Below are 20,226 nucleotides of genomic sequence, written 5' to 3'. Positions count from 1 at the left end.
TTAATATGTGAGCAGTCGCTTTTGGATGTTGAAACACACATCATGCTCGGTTTATTTATGTGAAAAGACACAAGGTTGCCAACATGACGATCATGGACGAAATCGAGGCTTCGCTTTTGCGCCTGCGGGATCGACCTCGCATCAGCTGGCGGCGGGTTACGGGCCGGCCGATGGTTTCGGAGACCGACGCGCCGGAACCTGCGATCGGATTCAGCCATCACCGCGACGGCGACGACGCCATATTGATCGCCGATATTTCCTATTTTGCCGGGGCCATCTGCGAGGTGCGAATACCCGGTGCCCACGCTGAAATCGCCCTTGCGCATCTGCAGGAGATCGTACTCAGCACAGTCATCCGCTTTCAGAACCGCGCCGTCCAGGCCATGAACGCCATCAATCGCAATGTCCTCGACTCCCTCGATCCGAACGAGATCAACGTCAACGCGCTCGAGCAGACGCTGAGCGTGATAGCCGAGAGCGACGCGGGCGTCCTGAGACTTTACGACGAGGCCTCAGGTCTCCTCATTCCGGTGTCACAAGTCGGCTTCGACGACGATTATTACAATTATCGCATCACGCCTCAGGAATCGATCTCCGGCAGCGTCTTCTCGACCGGAACACCCGTCCTGCTGAACTCGGCCGCCGATATCAGAGATGCCCATGCGAATCTGCGTGCGCCAAACGTTCGCTTCCTATCCGAACAGCGTCTCTCTCACAGCCTCATCTGCGTTCCCATCAGGACCGACACGACGACGCTGGGAACGCTGACCGTCATGTCGTTTCGGCAGGGCTCCGCCTATGGCGCATTCAGCGTAGGCCTGCTTGCGGCCGTGGCGACGCAGCTTGCCATCGCCTACAAGAAGTCGCAGGCCTACGAGCAGGCCGTTCGGTCGAATGAAAGCATCAACCGGATGCGGCTGGAGATCGAAAGGCGCAACGCAGAGCTGGCGCGCTCGCTCTCGGCCCATGACGACATCCTGTCCATCTTCACGCACCACCGGCCGCTCGGCGAACATCTGGACGAGATCGCGACCCATTACGGCATCGATTTCCACTATGCCGATATTTTTGGAACGACGTTCGGCTCCAAGGGATGGAAGGAGCCGAAGACGACGAAGGACGTGCCGGCCTCACTCCTCGACGGTGGCCTGCGCCAGCGAGAAAGCATATTCGTGCATCCCGTCCGTGTCGCCGACGACGTCGTCGGAACCTTTCGTTCCGAGCGCGGCGACAATGCAGGCTATTGCGCGGCGATCCTCGGCGTGGTTTCCGCTTTCGTCGCGCTCGAAATTGTCCGCAGCGCCTCACACGACGATATCCTCAACAGCAGGAAACGGAAGCACTTCGAGGTTTTAGGAAAGGATGATCAGGCCACATCGGGTGGCGCCGTCCGGTTCGGCTTCCAGATCAGGAAGTACTGCCAGATCATCTTTATCAGGCATGAGCAAGGGAGCGCCCAGAACCAGAGCCTGTTCCTGCAGAGAACGCTGCAGCAGGCGTTGAAGGCGGCGACGATCCGCAACCAGCTGTCATTCTATACCGATGAAGGCGTCTTCCTGCTGTTTTGCGCTGCCACCGAGGAGGCCCTGCGGACGAATCTGGCATCCATCGGAGATCAGGCGGTAGCTGAGGGATGGTGCTGCGGGGCGAGCCTCATTCAAAGCGCACCCCATCCTTATCCGGAAGGCGCCGCACAGGCTGTCGAGGCCGCGCATCTCATGAGCATGCGGCATCGGGCGGGCATCCTCATGCACAGCGAGACCGGCATCGACAGACTGCTGCGCAAACAATCCGCGGCTGATATCCTCGAATTCGCCGATCAGATACTCGCTCCCTTCGAGAAGGAAGCAAACGGCGACGCCCTTCTCAGGACCCTGGAAACCTACATCGAGAGCGGAAAATCAGCGTCCAAGGCAGCGGCCTGCCTCGGCATACACACCAACACCCTCTATCAAAGGCTGCAGCGGGCGCAGTTGTTGATGGGCAAGGACATCGACAACAAGGATGACTATCTGTTGCTCAGCCTGGCGTTCCACCTGAAGTCGACCTACGGTTCGCCGCGGCCTGCAGGCAGACGCAAAGCAACTTCCCCCTGAACGCTGGTTCGCCTATCTGAGAAAGATAGAAGAATGCCGGAGAGCCGTATTCCCCCAGCTTTCCGTCGAGCAGTTCCCACCGACAGACATTAGCGAAACTTTATCGTTTCTGACCAATGCTACGCAGACGTGCAACGCACCAGATCTGAAGCAGGACCGGATGATGCCACACTCGTTTGAATCCATTCTGGAGAGCCTGCCTCAGGGCATTGTCCTGCTCGATCCTGCCAGTGCGGTAACGGCGTTCAATTCCCGCACGCTTGATATTCTCGGCCTTCCGGAAGGCGCCATCCGCAAGGGAATGGCTATCGACGGATTGTTGGGCGCCGACTGCCGTGCGGTGGCATCCCGGCGATCGGCGATCGGCAAACCGCATACGTCTCAGTTCGTACTTTCCGACGGACGGATGATCTCATTGACCTGCGCGCCATCGAAGGATGGAGGCTGGATCCTCAGCTATGAAGACATCTCGACGCTCATTCGCGTCGAAGACAGCCTGGCCGAACAACATCGCCGGTTCGACGCAGCCCTCAGCAACATGCCGCATGGGCTGTGCATGTTCGATTCCGTCAAGAACCTGATATTGTGCAACCCCTCCTACGCGCGGATGTACAATCTGCCGGACCTGCTGACGCAACCGGGGACGCCACTCGTGGATATCCTGGCCTATCGCAGCCGGGAGGGAAATGGCCCGGCCGATACCGCGACCTATTTTGATGTCGTTTTCGAAGCGACGGCCCGCGGTACGGTAGCCAGCCAGAACATCGTGCTCACCGATGGGCGGGTTATCAAGATCACCCACAATCCGATGCAAAACGGTGGATACGTCGCCACCCATGAAGACGTCACCAAGACCGTGCGCCTTGCCGAAGAGCTGCGCCGGCATCACGATCAGCTCGAAGCGACGGTGAAGAGTCGTACGGCGGAAGTCGAGCGGCAAGCGCGGGAACTAGAACGCATGCTCACGCAGGAGCGGAACATCAACGAATTGCAGCGGCAGTTCGTGGCGATGGCATCGCATGAATTCAGGACCCCGCTTGCCATCATCGACGCCGCTGCCCAGCGGCTGCTGCGTAAACGAGGGGCGGTCGAACCCGAATTTCTCAGCGACAAGGTCGATCAGATCCGCGCATCGGTGAACCGGATTGTCGATCTCATGGAGAGCATCCTGTCGGCCGGACGCCTCGATACCGGCAAGATCGATATCAGCTACACCGCTTGCGCATTAAGATCATTGATAAGAACCTGCTGCGAGCGGCAGTCGACGATCGCAAAGACGCACAGCTTTGTTTTGGACATAGATGGGCTTCCCGAGTTCATCGATGGCGATCCCCGCACTTTGGCACAGGTCTTTACCAACCTGCTTTCCAATGCCGTCAAATACGCGCCTGGAACCTCCGAAATTCGCGTCACGGCATGGGCAGAGACAGGAAACGTCAAAGTTTCGGTCAGCGATGACGGTGTGGGGATCGATCCGGAAGACGTGCCCCGGCTGTTCCAGCGCTATTTTCGTGCCCGGACGTCGATCGGGATTGCCGGAACGGGTATCGGCCTCAATCTGGTGAAGCAGATCGTCGAGCTGCATAACGGCTCGATAGAGGTTCGAAGCGCAAAAGGATGCGGGTCGACATTCACCGTAACCCTTCCCATCAAGAGAAGCGGTAACGCTTCCGCGACCAATGACGCGGCCTGACGTTTCAGGATTGCTGTCCGCCATATCTACCCTATCCTTCTCGCAATAGAGGAGGATCACGCCATGGCTTTCATTCACACCCCCAATGCATCCGCCAGCGAGAAGACGACGTCGATGTATGCGTCGGCCGAGGCGAATTATGGATATCTGCCGAACATGTACCGGGCCTTCGGCCACCGGCCGGAGGTGATGGAGAGCTGGGCGGCGCTGCTTTCGAGCATTCGCAGCCATATGAGCCTCAGGCGCTATGAACTGGTGACGCTGGCGGCAGCCAAGGAGCTGAAATCCTCCTATTGCATGCTGGCGCACGGCTCGGTGCTGCTGCGCGAGGGTTTCACCAGCGACGGGCTGACGGCAGTTGTCAACGAGACGGACAAGGCGCCGATCGATGCCGGCGAACGCGCGATCATGGCCTTTGCCGCCAAAGTGGCGCGCGATGCGACGTCGGTCACCCAGCAGGATATAGACGGGTTGAAAAAACACGGACTGAGCGATGCCGATGTCTTCGACGTCACGGCTGCGGCCGCGGCCCGGTGTTTCTTCTCGAAAATGCTGGATGCGCTGGGCGCTGCACCCGACCACGCCTATATCGAGCGGCTGGAGCCGAATATGCGAAAGACACTCAGCGTCGGCCGGGAGGTGGAGCGGCCTCTGGCGCCCTCACCGTCTCGTGGCACATCGCAATGATGCGATGACCGAGGGCGCCTGCTCCTGCGCCCCCTATTCCCCTGCGGCCCTACTCCTGTGGTTTGTCCGCAAAATGCCGGATCGCAAATTCGGCGATGTTCTGGCTCGATCGGTCGGCATCGTCGAGCAGCGAGGGAAACAGCTGCCATTGATGCGGCATGCCCGGCCAGACCTCGGTGGTGACGTCCACCCCCGCCTGGCGCGCCTTGTCGGCGAGCCGCAACGTATCGTCCAGCAGGACTTCGCCGGAGCCGACCTGCAGCAGCAGCGGCGGAAAGCCAGTCATGTCGGCATAGAGCGGCGAGGCCTGAGGATCGGTCGGAGACCGGGTGCGGAGATAGGTCTTGCGCAAGGTCTCGATCCAGTCCTTGCCGACCAGCGGATCGCTTTCGGCATTCGATGTCATCGATCCGCCCGTCGCGGCAAGATCGGTAATGGGGCTGAGCGCAATCACAGCCGCCGGCAACGGCTTTGCGACCTGCATCTGCCGCAGCACTGTCTCGATCGCAATATTGCCGCCGGCGCCGTCTCCGGCGACGATGATGTTCTCGCTCCGATAGCCGTTGTCGAGAAGCCAGCGGTAGGCGGTCAGCGTGTCGTTGATCTGCGCGGGATAGCCATATTCCGGCATCAGCCGATAATCGACGAGAAGAACGTCGCTCGATGCGGCCTTGGCGAGCGAGCCGGCAAGCAGGCTGTGCGTGCGGATGGAGCCGCTGGAAAAGCCGCCGCCATGGATATAGAGGATCACCCTTTGGCCGATCGGGTGATGAAGTCGGGCGGGCCACATCAGTTCGGCATCGACGCCGTCGGCATCGACCTGCCGGACCTGGATGCGCGTCGGTCCCGGCGTCGTCTCCATCAGCGTTCTGAAGGCCGTCCGCCGCTGCTGCAGGCTGTCGGCGCCGGCAAAGTGTTTCTTCCAAAGGCCGACGAGTTTTTCGACCTGCTCACGCGAGGCCTGGCTTTGCGGCCCAATGTCCTGCGCAGACACGCCGGATGCCAGCAACGCCATCGCAGTAAGCGCAGGCAACAGACATCCGAGCCGCCTTGCGAGCCTTCGATTACCGGCAGACAAAATCCGATCGTTCATCAACCTCTCCCGATGATGCGGGTCACGGCAGCATCATTGGCCAGTTCGCCCATGGGAGTCAAAAGGGTGACGGATGCCAATCCCGACCTTTTTTACTCCGCTCTTATCGCGTCGATAACAGCCCTGAAACCCGCCGACATATGGCGGCGGCTCGGATAGTAGAGATAGAGCGGTTCCTCCGGCTGGCACCAGTCGTCCAGCACCTGGATCAGTTCGCCGCCGGCGATCGCCTTCTCCACGCGCGGCTCCCAGATATAGGCAAGGCCAACACCGCTAAGTGCTGCCTGCATCATCAGCTCGTGATCGTCGAGCGACAGCGGCCCGGTCGGCTGAAAGCTCACGGTCTGGCCATCCTTCTCGAACTCCCAGGCATAGCGCGCACCTGATGGAAACATGTTCTGGATGCAGAGATGGCGCTTGAGCTCATGCGGCGTCGCCGGTTTCGGCCGGGTCTCGAAATAGGCGGGCGAACCGACGACGACCAGACGGATGCGCGGCTTGATGCGCAGCGCGATCATGCCCTCGGTGACGCGCTCGCCGAAGCGGATGCCAGCATCAAAACCCTCCTCGACAATATCGACCAACCTATCGGTCGCGTTGATCTCCAGCTGCAAATTGGGGTTCTTTGTCAACAGCGGACCGATGATGCGGCCGATGACGAAGGGGCCGATCGAATTCGGCACGTTGATCCGCACCTTGCCGAAGGGCGTGTCTCGGTAGCGGTTCAGCGCATCGAGCGCCGCCGCCATCTCGCCGAAGGCCGGGTCAAGATGCGAGATCAACAGTTCGCCGGCCTCCGTCAGCGAGACGCTGCGCGTCGTGCGGTTGAGCAGGCGGATGCCGATCCGGTCTTCGAGATTGAGCACGGCATGGCTGACCGCGGACGCAGTGACGCCCCGCTCCTCGCCTGCCTTGCGAAAGCTCTTGTGCCGCGCGACGGCGGCGAAAGCCGCGAGTTCGGAGAGTTCGGTGGCGCGCATTACTGAATAAAGCTCATCATAGCTTCAAGAATAACAAATCTTATACAGCAACGAATTTTCAGTCAAATTCACCTCGTCGGCACAGAGATGCCACCGCCAACCGAATAGTTCGAAAGGAATTCGTCATGAAAGTCTGGTTCATCACTGGTGCATCCCGCGGCTTCGGCGCGCTGATGACCAAAGAAGCCCTCGCATCAGGCGATGCCGTCATCGCCACCGCCCGCAACCCGAAGACCGTGACCGAGCAGTTGGGCGACCACCCGAACCTGCTTGCCGTCGCCCTCGACGTCACCAACGAGGCGCAGGCGAAAGAGGCTGCGGCTGCCGGCATCGCCCGCTTCGGCCGCATCGATATTCTCGCTAACAATGCCGGCTACGGCCTGCTTGGCGCTGTCGAGGAAGCCACGGCCGAAGAGATCGAGAGGCTCTATGCCACCAACGTCTTCGGTCTGCTGAAGGTGACGCGCGCCGTGCTGCCCCATATGCGCCGCCAGCGCTCCGGCCACATCCTGAACTTTTCCTCAATTGGCGGTTATTTCGGCTATCCCGGCTGGGGCGTCTACGGCTCGACGAAGTTCGCCGTCGAAGGCTTGTCCGAATCGATGGCCGCCGAACTCGAACCTTTCGGCATCAAAGTGACGATCGTCGAGCCTGGCTTCTTCCGCACCGACTTCCTCGCCGACACATCGCTGGCGGTCAGCCCTGCCTCCATCGCCGATTACGAAGGCACGCCGGCCGGCAACATGCGCAATTTCGCTGTTGATGCCAACCATACCCAGCCCGGCGATCCCGCCAAGCTTGCCGCCGGCATCATGACGCTCGCCAATACGCCCAATCCGCCGCTGCGCATGCCGTTCGGCAGCGATACGGTGGCCGTCATCGAGGAGCAACACGCCAGCGTCGAAAAGGAACTTGCCGCCTGGCGCCAGCTCGCTTTGTCCACGGATTTTCCAAGCGAGGCAACAGGCTCGGCCTGAAGACCAAGGTGGGGCAGCCGCTGCTTCCCGGATCTCCGGGATGAGGCGGCTGCGCGCCGTGAGTGCAGGAAAGTGCAGCATGCGGCAAATTAGCGTTCGCCTCGCGTATGGAATGGCCTAGATCTAGGTTCGATCACCACCCTGAAGAGGCGAGCATGTCCATCAAGTCCATCTGCATCTATGGCGCCGGGGCGCTCGGCGGCGCTATCGCCGTCAAGCTTGCAAGCCACGCCGGAAACGACGCCATCATCTCCGTCGTCGTGCGTGGAGCCCATCTCGACGCCATCCGCGACAATGGTCTCGGCCTGCGCGAAGCCGGTGCGGAAAGGTCGCTCAATGTCCGCCTCACCGCAACCGACGATCCCAGGACATTACCGCCGCAGGATCTCGTCATCACCGGCCTCAAGGGGCATCAGCTGGCACCCGCTGCCGAAGGTATTGCAGGCCTCCTCAAGGAAGGCACCCGCGTCGTCATGATCCTCAACGGCATTCCGTGGTGGTATTTTCACCGCGATATCCTGAGCCGGCATGCCGAGCTGCAGTTCGACGAGCTCGATCCCGGCGGCAGGCTTTGGCGACTGATCGGGCCGGAACGGGTGATCGGCTGCGTCGCTTATCAAGGGGCAGAGGTCATCAATCCCGGCGAGATCCAGCTTGCCAACAACGGCCGCTTCGTGCTCGGCGAGCCCTCAGGCGAGATGTCGGCCGATCTCAAGGCGATCGCCGCGGTGTTGACCGACGCCGGCCTCAACATCACGACGACGGCTGTTATTCGTGACGAGATCTGGAGCAAGTTGATGGGCAATACCGCCTTCAACCCGATCAGCGCGCTGACCAGGGCGCTGATGACCGACATCATGGCGGATCCGGCACTTTCGACCACAGTCGGTAAAGTGATGAACGAGGTCCGCGCCGTCGGCGAGGCCTTGGGCGCGCGTTTCAGCATGACCGTCGAGCAGCGGCTCGAACAATCGCGCCATATCGGCGCCGTGCGCACATCGATGCTGCAGGATCTGATCGGCGGCAAGGCGCTCGAAATCACGCCGCTGGTCGGCATGGTGGTGGCGCTCGGGCGCCTCAGTGCCGTTCCGACCCCAGTCTCGGAAACGATCCTGGCGCTGGTGACGCAATTGGATCGGGAAAACCAGCGCGGCCGCTGACTGCGGAGAAAAAGAAAGGCCGGGAGAAACCCGGCCGCCTTGACTTACTTTCCGACCTGCTCGGCCCAATTCGGCGCCTTGCCGCCGCCATCGAGGAAGGTCATTGCCATATTCGCCATGAGGGGAGAGGCGAAGGTCTCGTAATGGGTGAGATCGGGCAGGATCGCCAGCCGGTTCTTCGACATGTTTTCCCGCATCCAGCCCGCATCGCGCAGACCGCCGCCGAGCTTGTGATAGAAGTCGACCATATGCTCGGGGCGGATCATGTCGGCATCGCCATAGATCAGCATGACCGGCATGGTGAGCTTCGCGACCGCATCGCTGTAGTCGGCGGGTTCACGCATCAGCGCGCCCATGGCGTCGAGCAGCTTCGGAAATTCGGAAACGTCAGGCGCCACCGCCTTGTAGGAGAGGAACATCGGCGTGTCCTTCATCATCTCGGCCATGCCGGCGCCGACGGCCGCCTGCTGCGGCAGCATCTCCGGGAAGAAGCCGTTCTGCGCATAGGGTGCAGAGAGTATCACCAACCGGCGCACCTGGTCGGGCGCTTTCGCCGCCATGTTCAGCGCCACCCCGCCGCCAAAGGAATAACCGAAGACGTCGAGTTTGTCGTAACCGAGCTGCTTCACCAGGATCGCGAGATCGGCGCCGATCGCCGGAAGCTCGATCGGCCGTTTGCCGAGCGGCGTGCGGCCATGGCCCTGCAGGTCGACGGCGATCACCTGGCGGTGGTCGGTGAAGATGGGCATGACCGGCGCGAACATCTCGATCTGCCCGAGGCCGCCGTGAAGGAGCAGCAACGGTTCGCCCTCCCCGCGGATCTCGTAGTAATAATCGATGCCGTTGACCGGCACGCTTCCCTTCCTGACCATCGGCGCTACGGCCTTATTGTCCTCGATGACAGGCCTTCCACTTTCAGCACCTGACATATCGGGTGCGGCCAGGAATGCGGCAGCCGTTGCGATCATCGAAATCAGCGTCATCTTCGACATGTCCTTGCTCCCATGTTTGCTTCGATATCGCAAGGACGGCGGCGATCATGCGTTTCCGACACCGCGCTTCGAAATTTCTGCCATCGGCCTTTATGCCATTTCTATATTTTCGCCCCTCTCTCCGAATGGATTTCCTATCGCAAGCGGCAGTAGCCTTTCGCCATCACTGCAAAGGTCAAAAAGCCATGCGAAATCTCATGTCCTCCGGTTTCCGGCCTCTTCGCCCCTACAGGATCACGCGCGGCAGCCGGCAGATGCGCGAGAGGCGCACCGCCCAGGCGTTCATCGTCTTCGGCGTGGTGCTTGCCTGTGTCGAGCTCTACGTCATTTTCGGCTGGCTCTGAGGCTGGCTCATGATAACGGCCTCCTCTTCTTCACGCTTCACTGTCGGCCCCGACAGAAGCGGCCGCTGGATCGTCCACGATCGCGAGGGCCTGGTCGGCGGGCGCTTCATCAATGAGGCGGCCGCCCTCCACTTTGCCGCCTCGGAATGCAACTGCCGCTTGGCCGATATCCACAGGGCGGCTGCGGGGATTGTGCTCGAATTTATGCCCTTTGCACGCGGCGCGGCGCATATCCATTAAATCGCGTTCTCCTGCCGTTTTCCCGGCGGGAGAACGAAGAGACCAATTCCAACCTTTCCTTAACTGGCATGTTGCTAAAATACTGGCGCAGAGACTTCAGATGTCACGAGACCAATGCCGAAACCGAATTTCCGCTTTACCCATTACGATATCAAGGAACAACGGGCCGGAACGATCGTCGAGGTGTCGTTGAATGCGGTGAACAATGTCCGGCTGATGACGTCACCGAATTTTCAGCGGTTCACCGAGGTTCTCGATTTCAAATATATCGGTGGCGTGGCGCGCAAATCGCCGATCAGGATCGCCGTGCCGGAAAGCGGCCACTGGCATGTCGTCGTAGACATGGAGGGCCATCACGGGCTTGCGGAATCCGCCGTCAAGGTGATCGCGGCGCCCGCAAATCAGAAGACGCCGCGGCCCTCCTGAATTTTACAGCACCCACGCATCTTTCGGACGCGCAAAAGCAAGCGCTGAAGCTGCTCTGTCGAAAAACCGTGATCACGAGACGCCCAATCCTGCCGATCGTTGATTGCGATCAATGAATCAGACCGCGACGTCGGTCACAGTTCTGTGGTCGCGAGGCTTGCCCCGCGCCGCCAGTTGCAAGTCGGCTCCTCATTCATGCTCTGCTAGAGCGTGAGGAACAGCGGGCCATGATCTTCATCACCTGGGGGCAGTCCATGACTTCGAGCCCGATCGGTCGTATCACCCATATCATCGATCCCGGCGATGCGCTCGGTGAAGTCCTTTTCGGATTGATCATGGCGCTGACATTTACGGTAGGTTCAAGGCTCGTTTTTGAGGATGAAGGGTTAGATGTCCACGAGTTGATCGTCGCAACAATCGGATGCAACGTCGCTTGGGGGATCATTGATGCCGTGTTGTTCATTCTGGGTACGACGTTTTACAAAAGCAGACGGCTGCGCCTTTTTCGGCAAATTAAAGCCGCCAGAAGCGAAGCTGCGGCGCTTGAGATGCTCGCGAAAGAATTCCCGATCGAAGAAGCACCGTTTTCTGCAAAGGCCGCGGACGCGGACACGCTCTATCGATCACTCCTGACGCTTGCATCTCGGGCCGATCCTGTGAAGGTGTCCCTATCGAAAGGTGATCTCTGTGCCGCCATTGCGGTCTTCTTTCTGGTCTCGATCACCTCCATTCCGGCAGTGACCCCTTTCCTTCTCATCGACAGCGCGCACCTAGCTCTGAGAGTCAGCAACCTGTTTCTCATCATGCTGCTGTTTGTGACGGGCTATGCGTGGGCGAGATTTTCGGGAGGCAGGCCTTTTCGCGCAGGGATGACGATGACTTCTCTCGGGTTGCTTCTGGTTGCAATAGCGATCGCTCTTGGCGGGTGAGCCCCCTTCGCCAACCCAACAGGCATAAACCCGTCAGCGCGGATTGCGCTCCTTGCGAAGTTTCGCCCACCATTCCAGCCGCTTGCGGATGTCGCGCTCGAAACCGCGCTCCGGCGGATCGTAGAAGGTCTGGCGGCCCATCTTCTCCGGGAAATAATCTTGGCCGGAAAAGGCATCCGGCTCGTCGTGATCGTAACGATAGCCCTCGCCGTAACCTTCTCCCTTCATCAGCTTGGTCGGCGCATTGAGGATATGCTTGGGTGGCAGCAGCGAACCGTTCTGCTTTGCCGCCTGGCCGGCCGCCTTGAAGGCGGTGTAGACGGCATTCGATTTCGGCGCGGTGGCGAGATAGATGCAGGCTTGCGCCAGCGCCAGTTCGCCTTCCGGCGAGCCGAGATAGTCGTAGGCATCCTTGGCGGCATTGCAGATCACCAGCGCCTGCGGATCGGCAAGACCGATATCCTCCACCGCCATGCGCACCAGCCGCCGGCCGAGATAGAGCGGGTCTTCGCCGGCATCGAACATGCGGGCGAGATAATAGAGCGCTGCATCGGGATCCGAGCCGCGCACGGATTTATGCAGCGCCGAGATCAGATTGTAGTGCCCGTCCTGCGCCTTGTCGTAGACTGGGGCACGGCGCTGGACGATGCGCGTCAGGCCCTCGGTATCGAAGCTCTCGCCCTCGCGCGCGGCGCGCCAGACCTCTTCGGCGAGCGTCAGCACCGCCCGGCCGTCGCCGTCGGCCATGCGGATCAGGCTGAAGCGCGCCTCCTCGGTCAGCGGCAGCGGCTTCTGCTCGATCGCCTCGGCGCGCTTCAGCAGTTCCTCCAGGCTCTCCTCGTCATGCGACTTGAAGGTGAGGACACGGGCCCGCGACAAGAGAGCGGCGTTGAGCTCGAAGGACGGGTTCTCGGTGGTGGCGCCGACGAGGATGACGGTGCCGTCCTCCATGACCGGCAGGAAACTGTCCTGCTGGGCACGATTGAAACGATGGATCTCATCGACGAAGAGCAGCGTCTGACGGCCGTCCATGCGCCGCAGGCGGGCTGTCTCGAACACCTTCTTCAGATCGGCGACGCCGGAAAAGATCGCCGATATCTGCTCGAAGGCCAGCCCGGCCTCGCCCGAAAGCAGCCGCGCCACCGTCGTCTTGCCGGTGCCTGGCGGCCCCCAAAAGATCATCGAGCCGAGCGAGCCGCTTTCGATCATTCTTTTCAGCACGCCATCCTCACCGGTCAGGTGTTCCTGACCGGTGACATCGGCAAGCGTCTTCGGCCGCAGCCGGTCGGCAAGCGGCCGCCTGGCGGCGACCTCCTCCGGAACACGCGGCGCGAAGAGATCGTTGCTCATCGGAAAAACTGCCGGATGCGCTGGCCGTCGCGCTCGATTTCCACACGCCAGAGGCCGGGGTCGCTATCGGCGATCTCGGACAGTTCGCTGGTCGACTTCACATCCGTGCCGTTGATCGAGACGATGATATCCTTCGGCTCGAAGCCCAAACGCGCGGCAGGCGAATCCTCTTTCACCTCGGAGACGACGACGCCTGCCGATTCCGGCGGCATGCGCAACTCGTCGGCAACCCGCGGCGACAGGTTCTCGACGACGGCGCCGGTAAACGGCGTGTGGCCGCCGATCGTGCGCTGGTCGCGCGGCGAGGTCTCCGGGGCGCGGTCGAGCGACAGCGGCAGCTGCTCCTCGCGGCCGTTCTCGACGACGGTGAGCTTGACCGATTTGCCCAGACCGGCCGTCGTCAGCCGGTAGAGCAGCGCATCCGGATGTTCGACGGAAATGCCGTCGACGGCGGTGACGATTTCCCCGGCCTTCAGCCCGGCCTTGGCCGCCGGTCCACCTTCCGAGACCTTGACGACGAGCGCGCCGCGGGCCTTGTTCAGCCCGAGCGCTTCAGCCACCTCAGAAGTCACGGCATCGAAACTGGCGCCGACATAGGGCCGCTCGAAGGATTTGACGCCGGCATCGGCCGAGGCGAGGAAGACCTTGACGAGATTGGCGGGGATGGCGAAGCCGATACCGTTCGAGCCGCCGCCGCGGGAGAAGATCGCCGTGTTGATGCCGATCAGCTCGCCCTTCATGTTCATCAAGGCGCCGCCGGAATTGCCGGGATTGATCGAGGCATCGGTCTGGATGAAGAAGCCGAACTCGTTCCTGACCACCTGGTTGCGGGCCAGTGCCGAGACGATACCGCTCGTCACCGTCTGGCCGACGCCGAAGGGATTGCCGATCGCCAGCACGAGATCGCCGACCTCGACCGAATCGGAATTGCCGATCGGCAATGTCGGGAAGCTTTCCTTGGTATCGATCTTCAGGACGGCAAGATCGACGCGGTCGTCGCGCAGCACCACCTTGCAAGGGAATTCGCGGCCATCCGACAGCGCGATCTTGATGTCGTCGGCGCCTTCGACGACGTGATTGTTGGTGACGACAGTGCCGTTCGCCTCGACGATGACGCCGGAGCCCAGCGAGGACTGCTTTTCCGAACGGTTCGGCATCTGCTGGCCGAAAAACTGCTCGAAGAAAGGATCGCCGGCAAAGGGCGACTGCCGCTGGACGATCTTTTCCGCATAGACATTGACGACGGCGCCTGACGTTTGTTTGACGAGCGGCGCGAAGGAGAGCTGCATCTGCATCTGGCTCTCTGGGACGGTCTTTGCAGTCTGCGCATGGGCCGCGGCCGGCAGAATGAGCATGAGAGCGAAGAGCGAGACGGACGCGCGCTTGAACAGGCCTTGCATGGGTATCCCTTTTGAATCCTCTTGAGGAACGTTTTAGAGCATGATGCCGAAAAATGTGAGCGGTTTTCGGACGACATCATGCTCTAACTATTTAATTGCGAACAGGATTCAGATTTTAGGCCGACCGGCCTAAAATCGTCCTGTTCTGCGGCCCGACGCTAGAAAGGAAAGAGGGCGGAAGCATGGAAGAATAAGGCGAGAGGACGCCTCGGAAACCGGTTGAAGTCATTGTGAATTTGATTCAGGAAGATTGGCCATGCAACTGATATCGAAAGCCAAACTCTGGGCGAAGTCACTGAAGCGTGACATCGTGGCCCTTTGGTTTGCCGCTCGCGATCCACGCGTGCCCTGGCATGCCAAAGCGGTGGCCGGCACCGTTGCCGCCTACGCGCTGTCGCCGATCGATCTCATCCCCGATTTCATTCCCGTGCTCGGCTATCTCGACGATCTCCTGATCGTGCCGCTCGGCATCATGCTGGCTATCCGGCTCGTGCCGGTGGAGGTGATGATCGAGCTTCGCACGGAGGCGGCAAAGCGCATCGAGCGCCCTTCCAGTCGTCTCGGAATGATCTTCATCCTTGCCGTCTGGCTCGCCTGCATCATCTTCCTGGCTCTGGCACTCAGCAGGCTCGCCTGAACGGCACCAACGGGAACATATGCATGATGATGACAAGAATGATGACGGCAGCCTTCGGCTTTGCGATCCTGCTCCTCGCATCGCCCGTGGCACAGGCGGCCAGTTTCGATTGCGACGCGAGAGAATTGAAGCCGGATGAAAAGGCGATCTGCGACAACCGCGCGCTCAACGATGCCGACGTGAAGATGGTGACGATCTTCGAGCTGCTCTCCGGCCTGCTGGCGATGGGCTCGCGCGGCACGCTGCAGGACGAACAGACGGCCTGGCTGAAGAAACGGCAGGAATGCGGGGCGGATGCGACCTGCATCAAGGCTGCCTATGACGAGCGGCTGAAGCAACTCGGCGAGACCTATAAAAACATCAACCGGCCGCTTTGAAAGCGACCGGTTGGTAGAGCCGCTGACTTTTAATCGGCAGGTCGTCGGTTGAGTTGCCTCAACGGGCGTTCAGATCGCGCACGGCGCCGCGATCGGCGCTCGTTGCGAAGGCGGCGTAGGCCTTCAACGCGGTCGTGACGTTGCGCTTGCGGACTTCGACCGGATACCAACCCTTGGCGTCCTGATCGGCGCGGCGGGCGGCAAGTTCGGTTTCGCTGACGCGCAGGCTGATCGTACGGTTGGGGATGTCGATGTCGATCATGTCGCCTTCACGCACCAGGCCGATGATGCCGCCATTGGCCGCTTCCGGTGAGACATGGCCGATCGACAGGCCGGAGGTGCCGCCGGAGAAGCGGCCGTCGGTGATGAGGGCGCAGGCCTTGCCGAGGCCCTTCGACTTCAGATAGCTCGTCGGATAGAGCATTTCCTGCATGCCGGGGCCGCCCTTCGGGCCTTCATAGCGGATGACGACGACGTCGCCGGATTTGACCTCGTTGGAAAGGATCGCCTTGACGGAGGCATCCTGGCTTTCGAAGACGCGGGCGGGGCCGGAGAATTTCAGGATCGATTCATCGACGCCGGCCGTCTTGACGATGCAGCCGTCGATCGCAAGGTTGCCCTTGAGCACGGCGAGGCCACCATCTTTCGAGAAGGGATGTTCGACCGAACGGATGACGCCGTTCTGGCGATCGGTGTCGAGCTCGTCCCAGCGGGCCTCCTGGCTGAAGGCGACCTGGGTCGGGATGCCGCCCGGAGCGGCGCGATAGAATTTGCGGACAGTCTCGCTATTGGTGCGGGTGATATCCCAGCGATCGATCGCGTCGCCCAGCGTCTCGGCATGCACGGTCGGGCAATCACGGTTCAAGAGACCGCCCTTGTCGAGCTCGCCGAGGATCGACATGATGCCGCCGGCGCGGTGGACGTCTTCCATATGCACATCGCTCTTGGCGGGCGCGACCTTCGACAGGCACGGCACGCGGCGCGACAGCGCGTCGATATCGGTCATGGTGAAATCGACCTCGCCTTCATGGGCGGCGGCAAGGATGTGTAGGACCGTATTGGTCGAGCCGCCCATGGCGATGTCGAGCGCCATGGCATTCTCGAAAGCCTGCTTGGAAGCGATCGTGCGCGGCAGCGCCTTGACGTCGTCCTGCTCGTAATAGCGGCGGGCGAGATCGACAATCAGATGGCCGGCCTCGACGAAGAGGCGCTTGCGGTCGGCGTGGGTGGCGAGCGTCGAGCCGTTGCCGGGCAACGACAGGCCGAGCGCTTCCGTCAGGCAGTTCATCGAATTGGCGGTGAACATGCCGGAGCAGGAGCCGCAAGTCGGACAGGCCGAGCGTTCGATGGTCTGGACGTCTTCGTCGCTGATCTTGTCGTCGGCCGCGGCGACCATGGCATCGACGAGGTCGAGCGCATGCGTCTTGCCGTGCAGCACGACCTTGCCGGCTTCCATCGGACCGCCGGAGACGAAGACTGTGGGAATGTTGAGGCGCAACGACGCCATCAGCATGCCGGGAGTGATCTTGTCGCAGTTGGAGATGCAGACCATGGCGTCGGCGCAATGGGCATTGACCATATATTCGACGCTGTCGGCGATGAGCTCACGCGAGGGCAGCGAATAGAGCATGCCGTCATGACCCATGGCGATGCCGTCATCAACGGCGATGGTGTTGAATTCCTTGGCGACACCGCCGGCCGCTTCGATTTCCCGAGCAACGAGCTGGCCGAGGTCCTTCAGGTGCACGTGGCCGGGCACGAACTGGGTGAAGGAATTCACCACCGCGATGATCGGCTTGCCGAAATCCGAATCCTTCATGCCCGTGGCGCGCCAAAGGCCGCGGGCGCCCGCCATGTTGCGGCCATGGGTCGTGGTTCTGGAACGGTAAGCTGGCATCGGTGTCTTCCTCAACGTGGCGGAATTATCAGGCGAAGCGGGGCGGCATGGAGCCTGCAGGCCGGGCAAACGCTGCTTTTTGGAATTGTCCTAATCCAATCGACGGGGGCTGTCACTACCGGGAAGCTCAAATCCGGTACGCCATCGGCCAAGCGCCACGAGCCTATCGGTCATATACGGTTCGGCGCGATGTTTCGTTACAGCCTATTCCATCACGGCCGAACACAAAAAATTGGCTTCCCGTCGGTAATATTCAAGGCTTAGACACTCATCCGAGTGTGCGGGTGGTTCGTTTAAGACTATATTTCAGAGATTCGCCCAGGAGGTTTCGTCATGCCAAGCTATCGCCCACCGAAGATCGCGTCATCGGAGATAACGCCGCGCCAGATCTATGTGCGGCGTCGTGAATTCCTCGGCGCGGCAGCGCTTGGCGCCGTGGCGCTCTACAGCGCCGGCAAGGCGAGTGCGGCAGCGCTTTCCGCCGTCCAGAGCAAGTACAAGGTCGACGAGAAGCCGACACCGATCAAGGATGTCACGACCTACAACAACTTCTATGAGTTCGGCCTCGACAAGGGCGATCCCGCAGCTCTTTCCGGCGATTTCAAGCCGCTGCCCTGGACGGTCAAGGTCGACGGCATGGTCAACAAGCCCGGCACCTTCGACATCGAGGCGCTGATGAAGGAATTCCCGATCGAGGAACGAACCTACCGAATGCGCTGCGTCGAGGCCTGGTCAATGGTCATCCCTTGGGACGGTTTTCCGCTGGCATCGCTGCTCGACAAGGTGGAACCGCTCGGCAGCGCCAAATACGTCGCCTTCGAAACCGTCGTGCGGCCGCAAGAAATGCCGGGGCAGAAAGGCTTCTTCCAGTCGCTCGACTGGCCGTATGTCGAAGGTCTGCGCCTCGACGAAGCGCGCCATCCGCTGGCGCTGCTTGCCGTCGGGCTCTATGGCGAAACGCTGCCGAACCAGAACGGCGCGCCGATCCGCCTCGTCGTGCCGTGGAAATACGGTTTCAAGGGCATCAAATCGATCGTCAAGATCACGCTCACCGACCAGCAGCCTAAGAATACCTGGCAGGTGACCAATCCGCAGGAATACGGCTTCTACGCCAACGTCAACCCTGATGTCGATCATCCGCGCTGGAGCCAGGCGAGCGAGCGTCGCATCGGCGAAAGCGGCTTCTTCGGTGCGAGCCGCCATCCCACCCTGCCCTTCAACGGCTATGCCGACGAGGTGGCGGGTCTTTATGCCGGCATGGATCTGAAGGCGAATTTCTGATGGCGGAACTGTCGCTCGCCATCCCCAAGCGCTGGCAACCCGCCTCCGTCTGGCTGCTTTACGTCGTCGGGCTGGTGCCTGCGGCCTGGACTTTCTATCTCGGCGCGACCGATCAGCTCGGCGCCGATCCAGTCAAGACCTTCGAGCTCTTCCTCGGCATCTGGACGATCCGCTTCCTGATCGCAACACTTGCCGTGTCCCCGGCCCGCGAGCTCTTCGGCTGGAATTATCTGCGCTATCGCCGCGCGCTGGGCCTGCTGACCTTCTACTACGCGCTGATGCATTTCACCGTCTACATGGTGCTCGACCAGGCGATGGATATCTCTGCCGTCATCAACGACGTGCTGAAGCGCCCCTTCATCATGTTCGGCATGGCAGCCCTTGCCATGCTCATTCCGCTGGCGCTGACATCCAATAATTTCTCGATCCGCCGCCTCGGCAAGAACTGGATCTGGCTGCATCGCCTGATCTACATCATTGCCGCCAGCGGAGCGCTGCATTTCGCGCTCTCGACCAAGATCCTCGACCTCGAGCAATATATCTATGTCGGGCTGATCATCGCGCTCATCCTCTACCGCTCCTACCGGCCGATCGCACGCAACAGGAAGAAGGGCCAGGGACGGGCGCGCAATCGCGCAGTCGCGTCGGCTTCGTGAGGCGCAAACGACCGCCGAGGACGCTTCACCGACGGGCGGGATCGAAGGCGCAGGCTGCGGCGATGCCGATGGCATAAGCCAGCATATTCCAAAACGAAAATATCCGGCCAAGCAACAGGGCGCCCGCCGTGGTCAGCCGAAAGGCGTCGAGCCAGGGCGTATGATAGAGGCGGAACAGTTCCACGGAGATCGCGATGAGCAGCGCTATGACGGCAATGACCGCCCACCGTGATCTTGTGGCTATGAGTGACACCAGCAGATAGACCATCGCGCCCCAGAGCGCCGATCCGCCATATTTGACGACGACGAAGGGCAGATCGGCCGCATAGCCAAAGCGCCGGAGCGCCAGCCCGAGGACGATGACAAGAAGCAGGGCTGCGAGACGCAGGAACTGCGCTCGAGAGCGAGTTTGAATAATTGCGCGCAATGACCTGTCCTATCTCAATTTCCGCCGGTTGGACGGCCGAGGTGCAGATATCGAATGATCAAGCGACGGCTGTCCGCCGGCGCACAAACAAAAACAGCCGGGCTTTGCAGCCCGGCTGTCTTGTTTCCGCCGAAGCGGAAGATTAAGCGGCGACGGCCTGTTCTTCGGCAGCGACGCGGGCCTTGTCGGCTGCGCCCTTGGCGAAGGTGTCGCGATCAACGAATTCGACAACGGCCATGGCGGCATTGTCGCCCTGGCGGAAGCCGGCCTTCATGATGCGCAGGTAGCCGCCGTTGCGGGTGGCGTAACGCGTTGCGATCGTGTCGAACAGCTTCGAAACGACGGCAGCATCGCGGATCTGCGAGATCGCCTGGCGGCGAGCATGCAGGTCGCCGCGCTTGCCGAGCGTGACGAGCTTCTCGACGATCGGACGGATTTCCTTGGCCTTCGGCAGGGTCGTGACGATCTGCTCGTGGGTAATCAGCGAAGCCGCCATGTTGGCGAACATCGCCTTGCGGTGGCTTGCAGTTCTATTCAGCTTGCGGCCGGCTTTACCATGGCGCATTGCTATTCTCCTTTAATGC

The 20,226-nt window shown here is 61.0% G+C and carries 21 protein-coding genes; 13 read left to right on the top strand and 8 right to left on the bottom strand.

The window, feature by feature from the left end:
- The first annotated feature begins 83 nt into the window (after nt 1-83).
- The 3 genes from FHT75_RS34400 (at nt 84) to FHT75_RS34390 (ending at nt 4,476) form a co-directional block, all read left to right on the top strand.
- Nucleotides 84-2,096 carry a helix-turn-helix domain-containing protein gene (locus FHT75_RS34400; protein WP_183845747.1) on the top strand — a complete coding sequence of 671 codons (2,013 nt, stop codon included), beginning with the start codon at nt 84-86 and terminating at the stop codon, nt 2,094-2,096.
- Nucleotides 2,097-2,256: 160 nt separating this feature from the next.
- The gene (locus FHT75_RS34395) at nt 2,257-3,789 is read left to right on the top strand and encodes a PAS-domain containing protein (RefSeq protein WP_183845746.1); all 1,533 of its coding nucleotides are present in this window, start codon (nt 2,257-2,259) and stop codon (nt 3,787-3,789) included.
- 63 nt (nt 3,790-3,852) lie between these two features.
- Nucleotides 3,853-4,476 carry a carboxymuconolactone decarboxylase family protein gene (locus FHT75_RS34390; protein WP_183845745.1) on the top strand — a complete coding sequence of 208 codons (624 nt, stop codon included), beginning with the start codon at nt 3,853-3,855 and terminating at the stop codon, nt 4,474-4,476.
- A gap of 49 nt (nt 4,477-4,525) precedes the next feature.
- Here FHT75_RS34390 and FHT75_RS34385 read toward each other — a convergent pair whose 3' ends face one another.
- Nucleotides 4,526-5,569 (bottom strand): alpha/beta hydrolase, encoded by a 1,044-nt coding sequence (locus FHT75_RS34385; protein WP_183845744.1) that lies wholly within the window; start codon nt 5,567-5,569, stop codon nt 4,526-4,528.
- A 92-nt stretch (nt 5,570-5,661) separates the two neighbouring features.
- A complete protein-coding gene (locus tag FHT75_RS34380; protein ID WP_183845743.1) occupies nt 5,662-6,549 on the bottom strand; it encodes a LysR family transcriptional regulator in 888 nt (295 codons plus the stop codon).
- Nucleotides 6,550-6,674: 125 nt separating this feature from the next.
- Here FHT75_RS34380 and FHT75_RS34375 point away from each other — a divergent pair, with 125 nt between their 5' ends.
- Entirely contained in the window at nt 6,675-7,526 is an 852-nt protein-coding gene (locus FHT75_RS34375; RefSeq protein ID WP_183845742.1) for an oxidoreductase, read from the top strand.
- 155 nt (nt 7,527-7,681) lie between these two features.
- A complete protein-coding gene (locus tag FHT75_RS34370) occupies nt 7,682-8,686 on the top strand; it encodes a ketopantoate reductase family protein (protein WP_183845741.1) in 1,005 nt (334 codons plus the stop codon).
- A gap of 44 nt (nt 8,687-8,730) precedes the next feature.
- Here FHT75_RS34370 and FHT75_RS34365 read toward each other — a convergent pair whose 3' ends face one another.
- Nucleotides 8,731-9,678, bottom strand: a complete 948-nt coding sequence (locus tag FHT75_RS34365; protein WP_183845740.1) for an alpha/beta fold hydrolase — start codon at nt 9,676-9,678, stop codon at nt 8,731-8,733.
- A 185-nt stretch (nt 9,679-9,863) separates the two neighbouring features.
- Here FHT75_RS34365 and FHT75_RS34360 point away from each other — a divergent pair, with 185 nt between their 5' ends.
- The 4 genes from FHT75_RS34360 to FHT75_RS34345 all read left to right on the top strand — a co-directional run bounded on the left by FHT75_RS34360 (nt 9,864) and on the right by FHT75_RS34345 (nt 11,617).
- Nucleotides 9,864-10,022, top strand: a complete 159-nt coding sequence (locus FHT75_RS34360; RefSeq protein ID WP_155295777.1) for a hypothetical protein — start codon at nt 9,864-9,866, stop codon at nt 10,020-10,022.
- 9 nt (nt 10,023-10,031) lie between these two features.
- The gene (locus FHT75_RS36165) at nt 10,032-10,262 is read left to right on the top strand and encodes a hypothetical protein (protein ID WP_246713036.1); all 231 of its coding nucleotides are present in this window, start codon (nt 10,032-10,034) and stop codon (nt 10,260-10,262) included.
- 114 nt (nt 10,263-10,376) lie between these two features.
- On the top strand, nt 10,377-10,688 hold the full coding sequence (locus FHT75_RS34350; protein WP_047619875.1) for a DUF1883 domain-containing protein: 312 nt from the start codon (nt 10,377-10,379) through the stop codon (nt 10,686-10,688).
- A gap of 254 nt (nt 10,689-10,942) precedes the next feature.
- Nucleotides 10,943-11,617: a VIT1/CCC1 transporter family protein gene (locus FHT75_RS34345; RefSeq protein WP_047619905.1), complete on the top strand. Its 675-nt coding sequence runs from the start codon at nt 10,943-10,945 to the stop codon at nt 11,615-11,617.
- A 33-nt stretch (nt 11,618-11,650) separates the two neighbouring features.
- Here FHT75_RS34345 and FHT75_RS34340 read toward each other — a convergent pair whose 3' ends face one another.
- Nucleotides 11,651-12,967 (bottom strand): replication-associated recombination protein A, encoded by a 1,317-nt coding sequence (locus FHT75_RS34340; protein WP_097596329.1) that lies wholly within the window; start codon nt 12,965-12,967, stop codon nt 11,651-11,653.
- On the bottom strand, nt 12,964-14,367 hold the full coding sequence (locus FHT75_RS34335; RefSeq protein WP_097596330.1) for a DegQ family serine endoprotease: 1,404 nt from the start codon (nt 14,365-14,367) through the stop codon (nt 12,964-12,966). Before FHT75_RS34335 ends, FHT75_RS34340 begins: the two co-directional genes overlap by 4 nt.
- Nucleotides 14,368-14,623: 256 nt before the next feature.
- On the opposite strand from FHT75_RS34335, the gene FHT75_RS34330 reads away from it, so the two are divergent.
- Nucleotides 14,624-15,004: a YkvA family protein gene (locus FHT75_RS34330; RefSeq protein ID WP_097596331.1), complete on the top strand. Its 381-nt coding sequence runs from the start codon at nt 14,624-14,626 to the stop codon at nt 15,002-15,004.
- Between the two features lie 23 nt (nt 15,005-15,027).
- Complete coding sequence (locus FHT75_RS34325; RefSeq protein ID WP_183845738.1) at nt 15,028-15,381, top strand: lysozyme inhibitor LprI family protein; 354 nt, start codon at nt 15,028-15,030, stop codon at nt 15,379-15,381.
- 58 nt (nt 15,382-15,439) lie between these two features.
- Here the strand turns inward: FHT75_RS34325 and ilvD are convergent, their stop codons facing one another.
- Complete coding sequence (gene ilvD / locus FHT75_RS34320; RefSeq protein ID WP_063473380.1) at nt 15,440-17,278, bottom strand: dihydroxy-acid dehydratase; 1,839 nt, start codon at nt 17,276-17,278, stop codon at nt 15,440-15,442.
- 333 nt (nt 17,279-17,611) lie between these two features.
- On the opposite strand from ilvD, the gene msrP reads away from it, so the two are divergent.
- Together msrP and msrQ are read left to right on the top strand one after the other, a co-directional pair.
- Entirely contained in the window at nt 17,612-18,559 is a 948-nt protein-coding gene (gene msrP, locus FHT75_RS34315; RefSeq protein ID WP_183845737.1) for a protein-methionine-sulfoxide reductase catalytic subunit MsrP, read from the top strand.
- Nucleotides 18,559-19,215, top strand: coding sequence for a protein-methionine-sulfoxide reductase heme-binding subunit MsrQ (gene msrQ / locus FHT75_RS34310; protein WP_047619862.1), 657 nt, complete (start codon nt 18,559-18,561; stop codon nt 19,213-19,215). The genes msrP and msrQ overlap by 1 nt, the downstream gene beginning before the upstream one ends.
- A gap of 25 nt (nt 19,216-19,240) precedes the next feature.
- Here msrQ and FHT75_RS34305 read toward each other — a convergent pair whose 3' ends face one another.
- On the bottom strand, nt 19,241-19,642 hold the full coding sequence (locus tag FHT75_RS34305) for a DUF2809 domain-containing protein (RefSeq protein WP_183845736.1): 402 nt from the start codon (nt 19,640-19,642) through the stop codon (nt 19,241-19,243).
- 142 nt (nt 19,643-19,784) lie between these two features.
- Nucleotides 19,785-20,207, bottom strand: coding sequence for a 50S ribosomal protein L17 (gene rplQ, locus FHT75_RS34300; protein ID WP_003573769.1), 423 nt, complete (start codon nt 20,205-20,207; stop codon nt 19,785-19,787).
- Between the last annotated feature and the right edge of the window lie 19 nt (nt 20,208-20,226).

Origin of the sequence: Rhizobium sp. BK112 (assembly GCF_014193215.1) — a bacterium.
GTDB classification, from domain to species: Bacteria; Pseudomonadota; Alphaproteobacteria; order Rhizobiales; family Rhizobiaceae; genus Rhizobium; species Rhizobium anhuiense.
Note: the sequence above shows the minus strand (reverse complement) of the source record. Positions and strands in the feature narration are given on the sequence as shown.

Excerpts from the sequence above, each read along its gene's own strand:
- FHT75_RS34400 (WP_183845747.1), top strand. The coding sequence starts at position 84 with ATGACGATCATGGACGAAATCGAGGCTTCGCTTTTGCGCCTGCGGGAT.
- FHT75_RS34395 (WP_183845746.1), top strand. The coding sequence starts at position 2,257 with ATGATGCCACACTCGTTTGAATCCATTCTGGAGAGCCTGCCTCAGGGC.
- FHT75_RS34390 (WP_183845745.1), top strand. The coding sequence starts at position 3,853 with ATGGCTTTCATTCACACCCCCAATGCATCCGCCAGCGAGAAGACGACG.
- FHT75_RS34385 (WP_183845744.1), bottom strand. The coding sequence starts at position 5,569 with ATGAACGATCGGATTTTGTCTGCCGGTAATCGAAGGCTCGCAAGGCGG.
- FHT75_RS34380 (WP_183845743.1), bottom strand. The coding sequence starts at position 6,549 with ATGCGCGCCACCGAACTCTCCGAACTCGCGGCTTTCGCCGCCGTCGCG.
- FHT75_RS34375 (WP_183845742.1), top strand. The coding sequence starts at position 6,675 with ATGAAAGTCTGGTTCATCACTGGTGCATCCCGCGGCTTCGGCGCGCTG.
- FHT75_RS34370 (WP_183845741.1), top strand. The coding sequence starts at position 7,682 with ATGTCCATCAAGTCCATCTGCATCTATGGCGCCGGGGCGCTCGGCGGC.
- FHT75_RS34365 (WP_183845740.1), bottom strand. The coding sequence starts at position 9,678 with ATGTCGAAGATGACGCTGATTTCGATGATCGCAACGGCTGCCGCATTC.
- FHT75_RS34360 (WP_155295777.1), top strand. The coding sequence starts at position 9,864 with ATGCGAAATCTCATGTCCTCCGGTTTCCGGCCTCTTCGCCCCTACAGG.
- FHT75_RS36165 (WP_246713036.1), top strand. The coding sequence starts at position 10,032 with ATGATAACGGCCTCCTCTTCTTCACGCTTCACTGTCGGCCCCGACAGA.
- FHT75_RS34350 (WP_047619875.1), top strand. The coding sequence starts at position 10,377 with ATGCCGAAACCGAATTTCCGCTTTACCCATTACGATATCAAGGAACAA.
- FHT75_RS34345 (WP_047619905.1), top strand. The coding sequence starts at position 10,943 with ATGACTTCGAGCCCGATCGGTCGTATCACCCATATCATCGATCCCGGC.
- FHT75_RS34340 (WP_097596329.1), bottom strand. The coding sequence starts at position 12,967 with ATGAGCAACGATCTCTTCGCGCCGCGTGTTCCGGAGGAGGTCGCCGCC.
- FHT75_RS34335 (WP_097596330.1), bottom strand. The coding sequence starts at position 14,367 with ATGCAAGGCCTGTTCAAGCGCGCGTCCGTCTCGCTCTTCGCTCTCATG.
- FHT75_RS34330 (WP_097596331.1), top strand. The coding sequence starts at position 14,624 with ATGCAACTGATATCGAAAGCCAAACTCTGGGCGAAGTCACTGAAGCGT.
- FHT75_RS34325 (WP_183845738.1), top strand. The coding sequence starts at position 15,028 with ATGATGATGACAAGAATGATGACGGCAGCCTTCGGCTTTGCGATCCTG.
- ilvD (WP_063473380.1), bottom strand. The coding sequence starts at position 17,278 with ATGCCAGCTTACCGTTCCAGAACCACGACCCATGGCCGCAACATGGCG.
- msrP (WP_183845737.1), top strand. The coding sequence starts at position 17,612 with ATGCCAAGCTATCGCCCACCGAAGATCGCGTCATCGGAGATAACGCCG.
- msrQ (WP_047619862.1), top strand. The coding sequence starts at position 18,559 with ATGGCGGAACTGTCGCTCGCCATCCCCAAGCGCTGGCAACCCGCCTCC.
- rplQ (WP_003573769.1), bottom strand. The coding sequence starts at position 20,207 with ATGCGCCATGGTAAAGCCGGCCGCAAGCTGAATAGAACTGCAAGCCAC.